The sequence below is a fragment of the Actinoplanes italicus genome, assembly GCF_003001815.1.
Lineage (GTDB): Bacteria > Actinomycetota > Actinomycetes > Mycobacteriales > Micromonosporaceae > Actinoplanes > Actinoplanes italicus.
Window position 1 is genome coordinate 242766 of record NZ_PVMZ01000014.1, and the last position, 13837, is coordinate 256602.

The 13837-nt window shown below is 71.2% G+C and carries 13 protein-coding genes; 4 read left to right on the top strand and 9 right to left on the bottom strand.

The genetic code is table 11. The features are described from left to right. Window position 1 precedes the first annotated feature (1 nt). The 5 genes from CLV67_RS30885 to CLV67_RS30905 all read right to left on the bottom strand — a co-directional run bounded on the left by CLV67_RS30885 (window position 2) and on the right by CLV67_RS30905 (window position 4766). On the bottom strand, window positions 2-634 hold the full coding sequence (locus CLV67_RS30885; RefSeq protein WP_106324643.1) for a response regulator: 633 nt from the start codon (window positions 632-634) through the stop codon (window positions 2-4). Next, complete coding sequence (locus CLV67_RS30890) at window positions 631-1899, bottom strand: sensor histidine kinase (RefSeq protein WP_106324645.1); 1269 nt, start codon at window positions 1897-1899, stop codon at window positions 631-633. The genes CLV67_RS30885 and CLV67_RS30890 overlap by 4 nt, the downstream gene beginning before the upstream one ends. A gap of 2 nt (window positions 1900-1901) precedes the next feature. Further along, a complete protein-coding gene (locus tag CLV67_RS30895; RefSeq protein WP_106324758.1) occupies window positions 1902-2642 on the bottom strand; it encodes an ABC transporter permease in 741 nt (246 codons plus the stop codon). A gap of 5 nt (window positions 2643-2647) precedes the next feature. After that, on the bottom strand, window positions 2648-3541 hold the full coding sequence (locus tag CLV67_RS30900; protein ID WP_106324647.1) for an ABC transporter ATP-binding protein: 894 nt from the start codon (window positions 3539-3541) through the stop codon (window positions 2648-2650). An 82-nt stretch (window positions 3542-3623) separates the two neighbouring features. Continuing rightward, complete coding sequence (locus CLV67_RS30905; RefSeq protein ID WP_307833886.1) at window positions 3624-4766, bottom strand: glycosyltransferase; 1143 nt, start codon at window positions 4764-4766, stop codon at window positions 3624-3626. 121 nt (window positions 4767-4887) lie between these two features. On the opposite strand from CLV67_RS30905, the gene CLV67_RS30910 reads away from it, so the two are divergent. Further along, on the top strand, window positions 4888-5316 hold the full coding sequence (locus CLV67_RS30910) for an SRPBCC family protein (RefSeq protein ID WP_307833885.1): 429 nt from the start codon (window positions 4888-4890) through the stop codon (window positions 5314-5316). Here CLV67_RS30910 and CLV67_RS30915 read toward each other — a convergent pair. After that, a complete protein-coding gene (locus CLV67_RS30915; protein WP_106324653.1) occupies window positions 5307-6869 on the bottom strand; it encodes a phytoene desaturase family protein in 1563 nt (520 codons plus the stop codon). The genes CLV67_RS30910 and CLV67_RS30915 overlap by 10 nt on opposite strands. Window positions 6870-6944: 75 nt before the next feature. On the opposite strand from CLV67_RS30915, the gene CLV67_RS30920 reads away from it, so the two are divergent. After that, a complete protein-coding gene (locus CLV67_RS30920; protein ID WP_106324655.1) occupies window positions 6945-7409 on the top strand; it encodes an SRPBCC family protein in 465 nt (154 codons plus the stop codon). Window positions 7410-7611: 202 nt separating this feature from the next. On the opposite strand, the gene CLV67_RS52775 is transcribed toward CLV67_RS30920, so the two are convergent. Further along, window positions 7612-8607, bottom strand: coding sequence for a toast rack family protein (locus CLV67_RS52775; RefSeq protein WP_203737411.1), 996 nt, complete (start codon window positions 8605-8607; stop codon window positions 7612-7614). A gap of 175 nt (window positions 8608-8782) precedes the next feature. On the opposite strand from CLV67_RS52775, the gene CLV67_RS30930 reads away from it, so the two are divergent. After that, window positions 8783-8992 carry a hypothetical protein gene (locus CLV67_RS30930; protein ID WP_106324657.1) on the top strand — a complete coding sequence of 70 codons (210 nt, stop codon included), beginning with the start codon at window positions 8783-8785 and terminating at the stop codon, window positions 8990-8992. A 178-nt stretch (window positions 8993-9170) separates the two neighbouring features. Here the strand turns inward: CLV67_RS30930 and CLV67_RS30935 are convergent, their stop codons facing one another. Then, window positions 9171-9671 carry a hypothetical protein gene (locus CLV67_RS30935; RefSeq protein WP_373873176.1) on the bottom strand — a complete coding sequence of 167 codons (501 nt, stop codon included), beginning with the start codon at window positions 9669-9671 and terminating at the stop codon, window positions 9171-9173. A 200-nt stretch (window positions 9672-9871) separates the two neighbouring features. Here CLV67_RS30935 and CLV67_RS30940 point away from each other — a divergent pair, with 200 nt between their 5' ends. Beyond that, window positions 9872-10228 (top strand): DUF6401 family natural product biosynthesis protein, encoded by a 357-nt coding sequence (locus CLV67_RS30940; protein WP_106324661.1) that lies wholly within the window; start codon window positions 9872-9874, stop codon window positions 10226-10228. A gap of 541 nt (window positions 10229-10769) precedes the next feature. Here CLV67_RS30940 and CLV67_RS53660 read toward each other — a convergent pair. After that, window positions 10770-13676, bottom strand: a complete 2907-nt coding sequence (locus CLV67_RS53660) for a mechanosensitive ion channel family protein (RefSeq protein WP_239166608.1) — start codon at window positions 13674-13676, stop codon at window positions 10770-10772. Window positions 13677-13837: the final 161 nt, after the last annotated feature.

The window sequence follows — 13837 nt, forward strand, 5'->3', positions numbered from 1 at the left end:
CTCAGTCGCGGCGGATCAGGCCCTGCTCGATGGCCGTCGCCACGGCCGCCGCACGGTCGCGGACGCCGAGTTTCGCGTACGCGTGAAGCAGGTGGGTCTTGACCGTGGCCTCGCTGATGAAGAGGCGTTGCGCCGCCTCCCGGTTGCCGCACCCGCGGGCGATGAGGGTGAGCACCTCGATCTCGCGCTGGCTGAGGGGTTCCTTGGCGGGTGAGCGGAGCTGGCCCATCAGGCGTCCGGCGACCGCCGGCGACAGGACGGACTCGCCGCGGTGCGCGGCCAGGACGGCCCGGAACAGTTCCTCGCGCGGGGTGTCCTTCAGCAGGTATCCGGTCGCGCCGGCCTTGATCGCGGGCAGCACGTCGGAGTCGGTGTCGTAGGTGGTGAGGACCAGCACACGGGCGGCCGACCCGCGGGCCTTGAGCTCCCGGATCGTGGTGACGCCGTCCATCACCGGCATGCGCAGGTCCATCAGCACGACGTCGGGGGCGACCGCGTCGGTGACGGCCAGGGCCTCCCGGCCGTCGCCGGCCTCGCCCAGCACGGTGAACCGGTCGTCGCCGGCGAACATGCCGCGCAGACCGTCGCGTACCACCGGATGATCGTCCACGATGACGACCTTGACCGTGCTCATGCCGTTCCCCCGATCGCGATGGCGGGCACACACGCGGAGATCGCGGTGCCGGCGCCCGGCTCCGACTCGACCTCCAGGGTCCCGGCGATGCGGGACAGCCGCTCCCGCATCGCCCGCAGACCGTAGCCACCCTCCTCGGTGACCTCGCGCGGGGACTCCGGATCGAAACCGGCGCCGTCGTCGCGGACGTCGAGGGTGACCACGTCCTCCATGTAGGACAGCGTCAGGCCGACCCTACCGGCGGCGGCGTGCTTGGCGACGTTGGCAAGGGCTTCCTGGGCGGTACGCAGAAGCGTCGTCTCGATCTCCGGCAGCAGTGGCCGGGCCACGCCGGTGGTGGTCAGGTCGGCGCGGATCCCGTGCAGTTCCGCCCAGCCGCGCACCACCTCGTCGATCGCCTCCGGGAGACGGGCCGCGTCCAGATGCTGCGGTCGCAGCGCCTGTACCGACCGGCGGGCCTCGGTGAGGCTCTCCCGGGCCAGGCGTTTCGCGGCGGCCAGGTGCCGGTCGCGCTCGTCCGGGTGCGACTCGGCCGCCTCCAGCTGGGTGACGATGCCGGTCAGGCCCTGGGCGAGCACGTCGTGGATCTCGCCGGCCATCCGCTGCCGTTCGTTGTGGACACCCGCCTCGTGTGCCTGGACCAGCAGCTGGGCATGCAGGCCGGCGTTCTCCTGCAGCGCGGCGGCGAGTTTCGCGTTGGCCTCGGCGAGCTGGTCGATCCGGCGGACCCGGGTGTCGGCCAGACGCTCGTCCCGCAGCGTCACCCAGGTCATGGTGCTGGCGATCAACAGGTTGCAGAGCAGGACCGCCAGGTAGATCACGTAGCCGTCCTCCTCGTCGGCGATGGTGCTCCAGCCACCGATCTGGGACATCGCGTTGATCGCGGCGACCGGGAGGGTGCCGGCCAGCTGCCACCGGCCGGGCACCGCATAACCGAGGAAGATGTAGCCGGTCCAGGTGAAGACGCCGAAAAGCGGGCTGCACATGACCAGCAGGACGTTGAGGCCGAGCAGGCCGACCAGGAAGGTCAGCATCAGGCCCCGGCGAGACCGCCAGGCCGGATGCAGGTCCACCCACCAGGCGATCCAGAGTGCGGTGACGATCGTGACGGCGGCGGTCGTGCCGAGGTCGCGCTTGGGCAGTTCCTCCACGCCCCGGGTGACCACCGCCAGCAGCAGCGAGCCGAACAGGGTTCCGTAGGACAGCCAGGTGATCCAGTGCTCTCGGGACGCCGCCGATCCCTCCAGCGCCTCAGGCTTGTCCATCGTCACTCCCAGCGGAAGAACTTCACCGCGGCGGCACCGCAGATCACCAGATATCCAAGGAGAACGGTAATCGAGATGAGCTCCGGGGAGTGTCCCAGGAGGGCGTCGGTCATCATGTCCTGACCGGCGGCGAGCGGGGTGAAGTCACCGATCCGCTGCAGCACCTCGGGCATCAGCTCGCGCGGCGCCCACAGCCCGGCGAAGAACATCAACGGGAAGAACAGGAAGGTGCCGATCGCGTTGGCGGTCTTGCCGGACGGCGCCACCGCGGCCAGCAGCAGGCCGATGGCGAACGCGCCGGAGCAGTTGAGCAGGACGGCCAGCAGGAACAGCAGCGGCGACTCCGGGATCGGCACGTCGAACGCCAGATTGGCCACTGTGTACACCAGCACGGCGGAGATCAGCACGGTGATCAGGTTCATCGTCAGTTGCGCGCCGAGCAGCAGGCCGGGGCGCACCGGGGTGGTGGCGAGGCGCCGCAGGATCCCGCGCTCGCGGTAGGTGGCCAGCACCGCGGGCAGTCCCTGCAGGCCGATGATGCCGATCGCGAGACCCAGCGCGAGTCCGGCGTACAGGTCGATCACCCGGAGGCCGCCGAGTTCCGGCGGCGCCTCCTGCATGGTCGGCACGTTGCCGAGGATCGCGATCAGCAGGACGGGGAAGAGCAGTGTGAAGAAGGCGTAGAGCGGGTCGCGGAGGGAGATCTTCATCTCGGTACGCAGCAGCTTCAGAAAGACGGTCATGATGGTCACTCCCCGCGGGTCAGATTGACGAAGGCGTCGTCGAGGCTTGCCTGTTCCAGGGTGAGCTCGGCGGCGACGATGCCGTCGCGGGCGAGCACCGAGATGACGGCGTGCAGCAGGTTGCCGGAGCCGATGATCTCGACCCGCTCCCCCTGGCGCCGCAGCTCCTTGACCTCGGGAAGGCCGGTGAGCAGCTCGTCGGCGAACGGGAGGGACGGGCGGAACCGGATCCGCTGCTCGTCACCGGCCCGCTGGACCAGACCGGCCGGGGTGTCGAGGGCGACGACCTCACCCTTGTCGATCACCGCGATCCGGTCGCAGAGGCGCTCGGCCTCCTCCATGAAGTGAGTGACCAGCAGCAGCGTGACACCGCGGTCGCGGATGCCGGAGATCAGGTCCCAGGTGTCGCGGCGGGCCTGCGGGTCGAGGCCGGTGGTCAGCTCGTCCAGGATGGCGATCTCCGGGTTGCCGAGCAGGGCCAGCGCGATCGACAGACGCTGCTTCTGGCCGCCGGAGAGCTTGCCGTACCGGGTCTTCAGCTTGGGGGTGAGGCCCAGGTCGTCGACCAGCTTCCGCCAGTCCGCCGGGTCCGGGTAGAAGGTGCTGTACAGCTCCAGCGCCTCGCGGACGGTCAGCTTGTCCTGCAGCTCGCCCTCCTGCAGCTGCACGCCGACCCGGGTGCGCAGCGCAGGGTCGCCCGCGGAGCCGTCGAGGATCGTGATCGATCCCGAGTCCGGGGTGCGCAGGCCGGCGATGCACTCGACCGTGGTGGTCTTCCCCGCGCCGTTCGGGCCGAGAATGCCGAAGATCTCACCGCGTTCGACGCTGAAGGACACATCCCGTACGGCGACGGTTTCGCCGTACCTCTTCGCCAGGTTCTTGACCTCGATGACTGTCATGCATAGAGCGTCACCCGGCGAGGGGGTTGCCCGAATCGAACAGCGAGCGAGGGAAGCGATCCACCGATCGGTGGATGCCGCCCTACACCGAGTCTTCCACCACGGCCGCCGGCGTCCGCCGCAGACTCGCGTAGACCGAGCCGACCTGAGCGGCCACCCGGCGCCACGAGTACGCCTGCCGCGCCCGGTCCAGCGCCGCCGTGGCGTACGTGAACCGCCGCACCTTGTCGTTGACCAGCCGCCGCAGCGCCCCGCCCAATGCCCGCGGGTCACGGGCCGGAACCAGGTCACCGGTCAGGCCGTCGACCACCGTCTCGGTCAGCGCGCCGCTGGCCGGACCGACGATCGGCACGCCGCAGGCCATCGCCTCGAGCGCCGCCTGCTCCTCCCACGGGGTCGCGATCAGCACGTCGGCGGAGCGGTACCAGCTCGGCAGATCCCGCTGGGGCACCGCACCGACCAGCCGGAACCGGTCGGCGACCTTGAACTGTTCGGCCATCGACCGCAGCAGCCGCGCGCCCGGGTCGGCCGGCAGTTGCTCCGGCGGCGGGCCACCGACCACCACCACCTCGGCGCCGGGGACGTACCGCATGGCCTGGATGACGTCGCCGAATCCCTTTCGCTCGACCAGCTTGCCGACCGACAGGATGCGGGGACGTTCCGGGTCGCGTTGGACGGCCGGGCCGTCCGGGGTGAAACGCTCGCTGTCGACGCCCGCCGGGACCACGGTCAGCCGCGCCCGGGGGACACCGATGCGGACCAGGCCGCGCATCTCCTCCTGGGTCTGCGCCACCACCCGGTCCACCGCCCGGCCGAGCGCCCGCTCGTAGCCGGAGCGGGACGGGCCGTGCGCGACCTCCTCGGCCTCACCGAGCTCGTGGAACGACTGCACGACCGGGATGTTCAGCTGTTTGGCGGCGGTCACCGCCGCCAGGCCGCTGGTCCAGAAGTGGGCGTGGACCACGTCCGGCGCCCAGCCGTCGCGCCACTGCTCGCCGAGGATCCGGGCGAACTCCCCCATGTACGGCAGCAGCAGATCGGTCGGCAGCGGCCGGACCGGACCGGCCGCGATGTGGACCACGTGCACGCCGCTCGGGGTGATCACGACCTCGGCGACGTCCGGATCCGCGCGACGGGTGTAGACGCGGACGTCGTGGCCCAGTTCGGCCAGCGCGACCGAGAGTTCGGCGACGTCAGCGGGTTCGGAGATCATCGCAATGTGCACGGGGTCTCCTCCAACGGGCCGGGATCGGGTACGCCGCAGCCAATGCCCGACGGCACGAACCGTAAACATGGCCTACCCGTTACAGACTGTCTGAGCAGGGTAAACCGAGGTCGTGGCCATCGTGACCAGAACCGTCCAAGCCCCACCCGGTCAGGTCTTCGCCGTTCTCGCCGACGGCTGGAGTTACAGCGACTGGGTGGTCGGCACCGTACACATCCGTGACGTCGAGCCGGAGTGGCCGGCCCCCGGCTCGAAACTCCATCACAAGGCCGGCCCCTGGCCGCTGTCGCTGCACGACTCGTCGACCGTGCTGGCCTGCACCCCCGAACGTGAGCTGAAACTGAACGCCGGGCTGTGGCCGATGGGCGCGGCCCGGGTCGACATCCGGCTCACCCCGGTCGACGGCGGCGCCACCCGGGTGGAGATCGAGGAGGAGTTCACCGAGGGGCCGCTGCGCTGGGTCCAGAACAAGCTCAACGACCTTCTGCTGCACCGCCGGAACGTGGAGAGCCTGCGCCGGCTCGCCGACATCGCCGAACGTCAGCGGTAGATCACCCGGTGCGCCGCGCGGATCGCGGCCGGATAGAGCGGGTTCCGGTCGCGGACCAGCGCGGCCCGTGCCGCGTTGGCGCCCGGCGCGCCGTGGACCCCGCCGCCCGGATGCGCCGACGCGCTGCCCAGGAACAGCCGGTCCACCGGGGTGTCCGGCCGCCCGAGGCCCGGCACCGGACGCAGGAACAGCTGCTGGAACGCGGCAGCCGTACCGCCGCCGAGCGCTCCGCCGACCAGTGACGGGTTCTCCCGCTCCATGTCGCCCGGCGCGTACACGTGCCGGGCGACCACCTGGGAACGGAAGCCGGGCGCGTGCTGCTCGACGACCGCCTCCATCCGCTCGACGTGGGCGGCGATGACGTCGGCGTCCCAGGACTGCCGGTGCGGCAGGTGCGTGTACGCCCACATCGACTCGGTCCCGGCCGGTGATCGGGTGGCGTCGGCCGTCGTCATCTGCCCGAGCAGCAGGAACGGATCCGGCGGCACCTCGTCGGCGGCCAGATGCGCCGCGTAGCGGGTCAGCCCGTTCAGGTCGGCGCCCAGGTGCACGGTCCCGGCCCGGCCCGCCTCCGGGTTAGTCCACGGCACCTTGCCGCGGACCGCCCAGTCCACCTTCACGGTCGCCCCGTCCCACCGGAAGTGCGCGAGGTCCTCGGCGAACCGGGGCGGCAGCCACCGGTCACCGACCAGATCGAGGAAGAGCGCCGGAGCCGGCACGTCGGCGATCACCGCCCGGCGGGCCCGCCAGTCCCGGCCGTCCGCGGTGCGTACCCCCACGGCCCGTCCCCGGGCGACCAGCACCCGGGACACCGGCGCCGCGTAGACGATCTCCCCGCGGAAGCGCCGGACCAGCGCCGAGGTGATCTCCTGGGCGCCGCCGACCGGCACCGGCCAGCCGAACTCCTGCCCGAGCATCGCCAGCAGCCAGCCGTAGACACCGCCGCCCGCCTCCTCCGGCGACAGGTCGGTGTGCAGCGCGCACCCGGCCAGGGCCAGGGCCGCCCCCTCGCCGTCGAACATCTCCGAGCCGAGCTCGCGGACCGACAGCACCAGGCGCCGGGCCAGCCGCAACGCACCGCCCACCCGCAACTGCCGGACCAGGCCGACGCTGTTGCGGATCGGCGGGAACGGGGTGAACAGGGTGTTCAGCATCTGCGACGACACCGAGCGCCACTCCGCGTAGGCGGTCCGCCAGCGGTCGCCGTCGCCGGGCGCGAACCGCTCCATCGACGCGGCGGTCCGGTCGAGGTCGCGGCTGACCGTCGCGGCGCGGCCGTCCGGGAGCAGGTGGGTGAACACCTCCGGGGCATGCGTCCAGCGCAGATCCAGCTCCAGCGATTTCAGCACCGGGGAGGCGTACCCCAGGGGATAGAAGGCGCTGAAGAGGTCGGACAGGTATCCCGGCGCGGTGATCTCGCCGGACCGGACCGCGCCGCCGGCATGTGGCGTCGCCTCCAGGACCAGCACCGACCACCCGGCGTCGGCGAGCAGGTTCGCCGCCACGAGGCCGTTGTGACCGGCCCCGACGACGATCGCATCCACGGCATCCACATCAGCAAGCTACCCGGCGTTTAGGACATCTACCTCCGGGCACCCGAATGATCGAGCTACTGAAGGGAGAGCCACATGAGCACGGTTACCGAGTTCGTCGACGTCAACGTCCCGGTTCGCACCGCCTACAACCAGTGGACGCAGTTCGAGGACTTCCCGAGGTTCATGGAGGGCGTCAGCGAGATCCGGCAGCTCGACGACACCCACACGCACTGGAAGACCGAGATCGCGGGGATCAAGCGCGAGTTCGACGCCGAGATCACCGAACAGCTGCCCGACGAGCGGGTGGCCTGGCACGCGACCGACGGCGAGAAGCAGGCCGGTGTGGTCACGTTCCACCGCATCGACGACACACACACCCGGGTCACCGTGCAGATGGACTTCGACCCGCAGGGGATCGTCGAGACCGCCGGCGACAAGCTCGGCATCATCGACCGCCGGGTGAAGGGCGACCTGCACCGGTTCAAGGAGTTCATCGAGAGCCGCGGCGGCATCGAGACGGGCGCCTGGCGCGGTCAGGTCGACCGGCCCGGCATGTGATCCTCAGCTTCGTTGACGGCCGCCTCCGGGCGGCCGTTTTCGTTGCTCGCGCATGGACCCAGCACGACCGGGAACACAGGGCCTGATTAACCCTATTCTGTACGGCTACGCAGGAGTACCGGGGCTCCGTACGGCCCGGTGACTGCCACACCGGGCCGACTCCCGGCTTCCGGGCGTATGCGGTGGTCCCGCTCAACCCTTCTCATCGGGTTCCGGCGGCCTTCTCGGGTCCGGCGGCCTTCTCGGGTCCGGCGGCCTTCTCGGGTCCGGCGGCCTTCTCGTCGGGTTCCGCCGGCGGGGCGGCGCTAGGCTCCCCGGGCCGCTGAACGGCACTCGGCTTCGCCACCTTCGAGGGCCTCGCCGCCTGCGCGGCGGGGCTCGGCCGGGTCGGGACGTCCGGTCCGGCGGTCTTCCTGATCGGGCTCGGGCCGGCCCGTACCGTCCGCGGTTCGCGTACCGGGTCTTCGGGTGGCGCCGTCCACGGTTCCCGCACCGGGTTCCTCGGCCGCGCCGTCCACGGTTCGCCGGCCGGCGCGACCACGCGGGGCTCGCCGCCCGCGGACTGACGGACCACGAGCGCACCGAGTCCACCCTCCGCGCGGATCGCGTACCGGTCCCGCGCCCGCCGGAACACCGGATCCAGCAGCACAGTCCCGGCGGCGGTGCCGTTGTTGACGGTCCAGGGCGTGTTTACCGACCCTGCCCCCTCGGTGAGCCGCATCCGGACCGGCGTCCGGTTCCCGACCGACACCACGGCCGTACCGACACCGCCGGTGAAGACGACCGGGACCGTGCCCTCCGGCTCCGGCAGCCACACCTCGGCCAGCCCTGCCGAACCCACCTCGAGCCGCTGCACCCGCCCGTCACGCAGGTTGAGCTGCTGCTCCCCCGCACCGGCGGGCAGCCGGATGTCCCACCGGACCTGACGGTTCAGCACGATCCGTACCTCATCGAGCCCGTCCCGCCCGGTCTTGGTCAGCCGCACCGTCACCCGGCCACCGCGACGGGTCACCACCGGAGCCACGCCCGCGTCGGCACCGGTACTGACCCGGTACAGCACCCCCGGCATCCGGGCGAACCGTACCCGAACCCGCGCTGCGGCGTCACTCACAGTGAGCCATGCAGCCGTACGGTCGAGTAGCGGCCCGGACACGATGCGTTCCTGCGCCGCCGGCGTGACCGGCGTGACGAGCCGCATCGGCGGTGCTCCCGGCGCCGGCCAGACCGTCGCGACCCCTCCGACAGCGAGCATGGCAACCCCGGCGGCGACAAGAATTGAGCGACGGAGACGCAAGACGGCAGGCACTATCGGACAACGGATTATCGGCCGAACGGGTGACGGCGATCCGCCCATATCGAGCCAGACTTTCCGAGTGCGATCCGTCGGTTTCCTCTCCGAGCGTCAGCGCCGCTTCGCTTGGCTGGGTTTTCTCCTAGCCGCGTTCCAGGCTCCCCTGGCAGCGAAACTGGTAAATGACGCGTCCTGGTTCTTCGCCGTGGTGGTGGCCCTCGTGGTGGCCACTGTCATCATCGCGGACGACGCCGAGCGCCGTCGCCCCGAAACGGTCGACTACGTGGAGTAACCTCCGCGCTCTGCAACGTCTCCCATCACGGACTGCCCGGGCCCGGCCTCGCCGCGCCCGGGCTACCGCTCATCCGGACCACCGGGCGCCTTGGCGCTCCCACCCGGTCCGGCTCTCCGGCGTCCTGCCGCTGCCGACCGGGTGCGTCTACTCCGCGTCTCTCGCCCCGCTCATCCGGCTACTCGGCGTCCTGCCGCTCCCGGCCTTCCCGCAACCCGGCGTCCTGCTGTTCGCGGCCTTCCGGGTTCTTCGGCTGGGCCTCGTGTCCGCGCCGTCCATGGGTGCGCCTGCGTTCCTTGAGCTCGGCCTCGTAGAGATGCCGCCGCCCTCCGGCGAGCCGCACCCGGGCCTCACGCTCGACCTCCCGGAACTCGGCGTAGTACCCGTCGTCGAACTCCTCGACGATCTGGAACGTCCAGTGCCCCGGGATCACGTTGCGCCCGATCAGCTCCCGCTGGATGCGCTCCGCCGTCCCGGTGTGCCCCGCCTGCATGAACAGCGAAACCGCCTCGTCAAGTGAGAAGTCCGCCGTCCCGACGAGCTGATGAGCGCTGTAGAGATGCCCGCGGACGCGTTCCACCGTCTCCAGCGCCTCACTGAGCTTCCCGAGCGCCTGCACTGTCGTGTCATCCAGCCCGTCCGGCCGCTGGTGCCCCGAGTCCGGTCCGTCGTCAGCCACCACAGCTCCCCTCTTTCCGCTCTCTCCGCCGCCCCTCTTCCCGCGCCGGACGAGTCTCCCGCCCCATCCGCCGCCTCTCTTCCCGCGCCGGACGAGTCTCCGCTCTCTCCGCCGCCCCTTTTCCCGCGCCGGACGAGTTCAACCGGCCTGCAACGTCGAGAGACCCGTAGGTCACCCTGGCGTACCTAACGTTTCTTCTCATGAATGGCCTGTTCAGCAACGCCGCCGCCCGCGCTGCTCAGCGCTCCGCCCACGCCTCGCTCGCCGACCTCACCGCCGCCGTAGGCGTGAGTGGCCTCGCCGCCGCCCAGGAGAACCCCGGCCTCATGTCGGTGATCGACCAGCACGCCGCCGGCGTCCGGGACAGCCTCAACGCCGATTCCCGCCCGCTGACCGCGATCCTGCTGGCCGCCTACGCCGAGGGAGTTCGCGACGCCGCCTTCCAGCACGGCTGGACCGCCCCCGAGGACGGAATCGACTGGTCCGACAACGACTGGGTCCTCCGCCGACTGCTGGCGATCTGCATGCTGGCCCGCACCCTGCCGGCCCCGCGCTGACCACCACCCAGACCTGAACCACCCGGCCTGCCCCGCGCTGACCACCACCCAGACCTGAACCACCCGGCCTGCCCCGCGCTGACCACCACCCAGACCTGAACCATCCGGCCGGGCTCTTCGGCCACCCACCCCGAATCCCGCCTGCGGAGGGCCGGCACCGGAAACCCGGTGCCGGCCCTCCGCCGTCCCCACCACCCGCCTCCGCCGTCCCCACCACCCGCCTCCACAGATCTTGTGAGGTTCGGGTCGCCTACACGGCCAATCCGCACAAGATCGGCCGCCTTCATCCGCCCGCCACCCTCACCGCCCGTTACGCATAGCCAAACGCCGGCGCCTGAGCACAGACCAGCGGTGCGCAAAAGCACACAGCCCTACCCCAAGAAGGCGGCACTCCCCGCTGACTCCGGTTACGCCACCCCTGGCATCTCCTGACCAGTCAACTGGCGCAGTGGCCGCTAATCGGAGGCGTCTCAGCCATGGACCCGTCATCCCTGGCCCGGGTGCCGGACGACGAGCCCACTTCCCCGCTGGCCGGACCCGGCTACCGACTCTCGACGGTCCGTTCGTCGCTGTCGTCATCGCCGTCGCCGTCGCCGGCCGGCGGACTCTGTACGACAGTCACCTGACCGGTATCCGTCCCACGAGTGATGACCGTCGTAGGCAGGTCGTCGTCCGGATCCGAACCAGCACCACCATCCGCGCCGGCGGCTCTCCCTCCCGGCGAACCATGAACGACGAACGTCGTCGTCGGCTCATCGACATCCGGACCATCAGCGGCAAGCGACACTGTCGGATCGCCCGACACAGGGCTGCCCGGAACGAACGACGTCGTCGGCTCACCCGAACCCGAACCATCGGCAGCAAGAGAAACTGTCGGATCACCCGAAGCCGGGCCGCCTGGAACCAAGAACGTAGTCGGCTCACCGGAACCCGAACCATCAGCCGTGAGCGACACCGTCGGATCACCGGAAACCGGACCACCGACGACAAACGACGTCGTCGCGTCATCCGCTGCCGGACCGTCGCCGGGTGGCGGGGCCGGGTGGCCGGCATAGGCCGGACCGCCTGCGAGGAACGAGGTCGTCGGCTCACCCGTATCCGCAGTGGAGGCGATGACACTGGTCGTGGGCTCGTCCGAACCACGCGAGGTGGCCGCGGCCGACTCCCGATCCAGGTCGCCGGGGTCGGCGTCGTCCGGTACCGGGGCTGCGTTGAGTCTGCGGCCGGGAACGGTGGGCTCGTCGTCATCGGCGGGTGGTTCGGGGGATGCCGGTGTCGGCCGCACGCCCGGCGTGAGCAGGGTGGTCTCGGCGGTGCCGATGTGCACGAAGATCGTGGGGTCGTCGTCGTCCACGGGCTGACGGTCCTCGTAACGGTCGAAGCCCGGAACCAGGTGTGGCCGATCGTCGACGATGCCGGCCGCCGAGGGGTCGACGATCTGGGTCGCGTCGTCGTCGCGTTCTCTGGCCTGGCGTTCCTCCTCGGCCCAGCGTGCTTCCCAGGCCCAGTCGTCGCTCTCCTCCGGGTACGCCTCGACAGCCGGATGAGCCTCGACAGCCGGGTACGCCTCGACCGCGCCGGAAGCAACCGCCTGATCCTCATCACCGGCGGACGGACCTGCCGCAGTCGGATCGCCGGGGCCGGAAGGCCGCTGCGTGGCTCTCGTGTCATCGCCGTCGGCCGTCGCTGTCGCGGAGCCCGGATCGTCTCCCACCGCAAGCGTTGAAGCCGGGGAACCAGCCCCCGCGACACCCGTTGCCGGGTTGCCGCCGACGGCCGCCGAGATGCCGCCCGAGGCATCCCGAGACGCGGCCACGGCACCGGTGGCGTGCTCTGCGGCCGCCGGCACGACATTCAAGGCTTCTGTACGCTCAGAGCCGCCTCCAGCCGTAGACACGTCAGCCGGCGTGTTCGTTCCCGTCGGGCTGTCCCCGGCCGGCGTGGCTCTGGAACGGCCCTGATCTCCGCCGGCCGCACCGGCTCGCTCCTGGCCGTGGAATTCGGTGACCGCCGCACCGGCCGCGACAGCCTGCGCCGTCTGAGAAGCGCTCGCCGCGCGCCGCGCCTCGGCGGCCATGTCCTCCGCTCCGGCCTGGCGGGCATCACGCGACGTGACGTAGCCGGACCGCCGTGTTCCCTCCGTCAGGTCGGTGCCTGACCGAGGCGGAGCGGAGTCCACGTCCGCACCCCGGTCCGACCGGTCCGACCGGTCCGACCGGTCCGACCGGTCCGAACCCGAGCTCGCCTCCGAGGTGCGACCGGTTGCCGGACCGGCGCTCTCGGAGCCGGAGGAAGCCGGATCGGCATGACCGCCCGGCTCCCCCGGCTGCGCTGCTTCATGCCCGGCTGCTCGGCCACCACCGCTCCCTGCCGGATCAGTGGGACGAGCGGGAGCGATTGAATCTGCCGGAACCGCGAGGGCGCCGGAAGCAAATGGGGTGACGGGGGCGGCGGGATCGGCCGGAGCAGCAGAGACGGCCGGAGGGGCAGGAGAAGCACCAGGTACGGCCGGAGAAGCGAGACCAGCCTGGCCGGAGCCGCCCACAGCACCGGCACCTCCGACAGAGTCCGCACCCCCAGAAGGCCCGGCATGACCGCCGGCCGAAGCGGGGCCGCCGGCCGAACCTGGACCGCCGGCCGAAGCGGGGCCGCCGGCCGAACCTGGACCGGCACCGCTGGAAGAAGCCGAGCCGGTGGCGGAACCGGGACGGCCGGCGTCGTCGGCGGGCGGGGCGGCCTGGCGGGCCCGTTCCTCGGCGTAGGCGCGGGCCTGCGACCGGATCACCACGGACTCGGTGGCGGCGCGGTCGAGCCAGCCCTCCCAGCGCTGCTGCATGGGCCGGATCAGGCCGCCGCCCACGCCGACGATGATGACGCCCGCGACGGTGGCGAGGATGGTGATGAGCAGGGGGCGGGTCACCGAGGTGGCGATGCCGATCTGGTCGAGGCCGGCGATGACGCCGAGAGTGACGATGACCGCCGTGACGGCTTTGGCCAGCACCCGGGCGTACGCGAGGTTGCCGAGGACGGCCAGGGTGAGGTCGTGGGCCGCGCGGGCGATGGCGGTGGTGACGACGACGATCACGATCGCCACGAAGACCTGGGGCAGCCAGGAGATCAGAGCATTGATCAGTTCGCCGGCCGGGTTGGGGCCCCAGATGCCGAACGCCAGTTGCAGCGCGAACAGCAGCACCACAAAGAAGGCCAGCCGGGCGCAGACGTCGGTGGCGCTCGGTGTGCCCGGTCGGATCAGGCGTCCGGCCGGGCCCCGCTGGACGGCCCGGTCGAAACCGGCGCGGTGCAGGGCCTTGGTGGTCAGGGTGCGGGCCAGGCGGGCCAGCAGATAGCCGGCGATCACGATCGCCAGGAACGCCAGGGCCGATGGCAGGAACAGCACCACCGACCGCCACATGTCGCTCAGGCCACGGCTCAGCCCGTCTCCGGTCATCAGTCCTCCTGACTCCCCGCGGCCGGCCACCAGCGGCCGAAGCCGGCACGCCGCCTCAACGAACCATAGGCCTCTGGAGTACCACGAACCCCCGACAATCTCGCTGCCCGTGCGAATCCCGTACGTGTGCGGATCGGCGATCACCGCAGCTGAGAGTGCAT

What these genes read in the sequence shown, in the direction of transcription:
- CLV67_RS52775 (WP_203737411.1), bottom strand. Translation starts at nt 8,607, where the DNA reads ATGCGGCTCGTCACGCCGGTCACGCCGGCGGCGCAGGAACGCATCGTG.
- CLV67_RS30890 (WP_106324645.1), bottom strand. Translation starts at nt 1,899, where the DNA reads ATGGACAAGCCTGAGGCGCTGGAGGGATCGGCGGCGTCCCGAGAGCAC.
- CLV67_RS30920 (WP_106324655.1), top strand. Translation starts at nt 6,945, where the DNA reads ATGAGCACGGTTACCGAGTTCGTCGACGTCAACGTCCCGGTTCGCACC.
- CLV67_RS53660 (WP_239166608.1), bottom strand. Translation starts at nt 13,676, where the DNA reads ATGACCGGAGACGGGCTGAGCCGTGGCCTGAGCGACATGTGGCGGTCG.
- CLV67_RS30900 (WP_106324647.1), bottom strand. Translation starts at nt 3,541, where the DNA reads ATGACAGTCATCGAGGTCAAGAACCTGGCGAAGAGGTACGGCGAAACC.
- CLV67_RS30885 (WP_106324643.1), bottom strand. Translation starts at nt 634, where the DNA reads ATGAGCACGGTCAAGGTCGTCATCGTGGACGATCATCCGGTGGTACGC.
- CLV67_RS30895 (WP_106324758.1), bottom strand. Translation starts at nt 2,642, where the DNA reads ATGACCGTCTTTCTGAAGCTGCTGCGTACCGAGATGAAGATCTCCCTC.
- CLV67_RS30940 (WP_106324661.1), top strand. Translation starts at nt 9,872, where the DNA reads ATGAATGGCCTGTTCAGCAACGCCGCCGCCCGCGCTGCTCAGCGCTCC.